Origin of the sequence: Kitasatospora sp. NPDC059803 (assembly GCF_042732255.1) — a bacterium.
In the GTDB taxonomy this organism is placed as follows: domain Bacteria; phylum Actinomycetota; class Actinomycetes; order Streptomycetales; family Streptomycetaceae; genus Kitasatospora.
Genome location: NZ_JBHWIJ010000513.1, coordinates 1 through 2699, shown reverse-complemented (window position 1 = coordinate 2699; position 2699 = coordinate 1). Strand labels below are relative to the sequence as shown.

Sequence of the window (2699 nt, the reverse complement as noted above, 5' to 3'; positions counted from 1 at the left end):
CAGGACCCCCGGGCGCGCTACCGCGCCGCCCACGGAGCAGCATTGGCACGCAAGATCGGCAGCCGGTACACCGTCCACCAGGTGATCGGCCGGGGTTCGGCCGGGACGGTCTGGCTCGGTGAGGGGCCCGACGGCCCGGTGGCGGTCAAGCTGCTGCGCGAGGACCTGGCCGCCGACCAGGTGCTGGTCGGCCGCTTCGTCCAGGAGCGCGCCGCGCTGACCAGCCTCGACCACCCCCGGGTGGTCGGCGTGCGTGACATGGTCGTGGACGGCAGCGACCTCGCCCTGGTGATGGAGCTGGTCCAGGGCACCGACCTGCGCTCCCGGCTGGAGCGTGACGGCGCGCTCCCGCCGCAGACCGCCGCCTCGGTCATCGCGGACGTCGCCGACGGCCTGGCCGCCGCGCACGCCGCCGGCATCGTCCACCGCGACGTCAAGCCGGAGAACGTCCTGCTCGACCTCGCCGCCGCCCCCGGCCCCGGCGGCGCCCCGCGCGCCAAGCTCACCGACTTCGGCGTGGCCCGCCTGGTCGACGCCCCGCGCCGCACCCGGGCCACCCGGATCATCGGCACCCCCGACTACCTCGCCCCGGAGATCATCGAGGGCCTGGAGCCGCGCGCCGCCGTCGACATCTACGCCCTCGCCACCGTGCTGTACGAGCTGCTGGCCGGGTTCACCCCGTTCGGCGGCGGCCACACCGGCGCGGTGCTGCGCCGGCACGTCACCGAGCAGGTGCCGCCGATCCCCGGCCTGCCGGACGGGCTGTGGCGGATCATCTCCGAGTGCCTGGCCAAGGCCCCGGCCTCCCGGCTGCGGGCCGCCGAGCTGGCGGCCCGGCTGCGCGAGCAGCTGCCCTCGCTGGCCGGCCTGCCGGTGCTGGCCGTGCCCTCCCAGGGCCGCGCCCCGGCGGAGGAGGCGCTGACCCCCGGTGAGGCCGTGTACGCCGAGGTGGACGCCGGCCCGGGAATCCACAAGCGCCGCCGGGGCCCGGCCGTCCCGCTGGTGCCCGGCGTCGCCCCCGACTCCACCCGGGACACCCACACCAGCCTGCGCCGCCCCTCCGCGGACGAGCTGGCCGCGTACGCCGCGGAGTCCCGTGCCCAGCGCACCGCCCCGGGCACCGGGCACCGCCGGGACCGGCAGGCGCTGCTGCGCCGCCGCCGGGTGCTGGCCGTCCTGCTGGCCACCGTCCTGCTGCTGGCGGGCGCCGCCGCGGCCTGGACGGCCTTCGCGGCCACCGCCCCGGACGCCGGTCACCCGGCCCGTCCGACGGTGTCCGGCACGGCCCCGCGGGCGCCGTAGCGGGCCGTCGGGCGGGTACCGCGAGAGCCGGAGGACCCCGGTGTCGTCATGACCACCCCCGGAACCATTACCCTGGGGGCGTGGCAGCCGTCGATCCTTCCGAAGAGCTCAAGAACCTCGAAACGACCATGGGGTCGATCGAGGCCGTCCTCGACCTGGACAAGATCCGGGCCGACATCGCTGTCCTGGAGGAGGCGGCAGGCGCCCCCAACCTGTGGGACGACATCGCGAACGCGCAGAAGGTGACCAGCCGGCTCTCCTTCCTCCAAGGCGAACTGCGCAAGGTCGAGGGCCTGCGCAGCCGCATCGACGACCTGGGCGTGCTGTTCGAGCTGGCCGAGGCCGAGGACGACGCGGACACCCGGGTCGAGGCCGAGTCCGAACTCGTCTCCCTCCAGAAGGCGGTCGAGGAGCTGGAGGTCCGCACCCTCCTGTCCGGCGAGTACGACGCCCGCGAGGCGCTGATCAACATCCGCGCCGAGGCCGGTGGCGTCGACGCCGCCGACTTCGCCGAGCAGCTGATGCGCATGTACCTGCGCTGGGCCGAGCGGCACGGGTACCCCACCGAGGTGTACGACACCTCGTACGCCGAAGAGGCCGGCATCAAGTCCGCGACCTTCACGGTCAAGGCGCCGTACGCCTACGGCACCCTGTCGGTCGAGCAGGGCACCCACCGCCTGGTCCGCATCTCGCCCTTCGACAACCAGGGCCGCCGGCAGACCTCCTTCGCCGGTGTCGAGGTGCTCCCGGTCGTCGAGCAGTCCGACCACGTCGACATCGACGAGGGCGACCTGCGGATCGACGTCTACCGCGCCTCCGGCCCCGGCGGCCAGGGCGTCAACACCACCGACTCGGCGGTGCGCATCACGCACCTTCCGACCGGTGTCGTGGTCTCCTGCCAGAACGAGCGCTCGCAGATCCAGAACAAGGCGTCCGCGATGAACGTCCTCCAGGCGAAGCTGCTGGAGCGGCGCCGCCAGGAGGAGCGGGCGGCGATGGACGCGCTCAAGGACAGCGGCAGCTCCTGGGGCAACCAGATGCGCTCCTACGTGCTGCACCCGTACCAGATGGTCAAGGACGTCCGGACGGAGTACGAGGTCGGCAACCCGCAGGGCGTGCTGGACGGCGACATCGACGGCTTCATCGAGGCCGGCATCCGATGGAGGAAGCAGCGGGAAACCGCGAGCTGAGCGTGAGGATGCCGGCCTCGATGAACATCAAGCACAGCATCGAGGCCGGCATCCGCTGGCGCAAGCAGCGCGAGACCGCCGCGCAGTAGGCGCAGGCATACGAAAGGGCCCCCCCCGCCGGGGGTGGGGGGCGGAGGGAAGAGGCTGGGGGGTCTGGAGCGCGCCGCGCAGCGCGGGCGGCGCCCACCCGGGCCGGAGGGCCGCCAG

The 2699-nt window shown here is 74.1% G+C and carries 2 protein-coding genes; both read left to right on the top strand.

Features of this window, described 5'->3' with window-relative positions:
* A partial coding sequence (locus tag ACFV6I_RS38940; RefSeq protein ID WP_380430957.1) for a serine/threonine-protein kinase occupies positions 1 to 1302 on the top strand: 1302 nt, incomplete at its 5' end.
* An 80-nt stretch (positions 1303 to 1382) separates the two neighbouring features.
* Positions 1383 to 2492, top strand: coding sequence for a peptide chain release factor 2 (prfB, locus tag ACFV6I_RS38935; RefSeq protein WP_380343626.1), 1110 nt, complete (start codon positions 1383 to 1385; stop codon positions 2490 to 2492).
* Positions 2493 to 2699 lie beyond the last annotated feature (207 nt).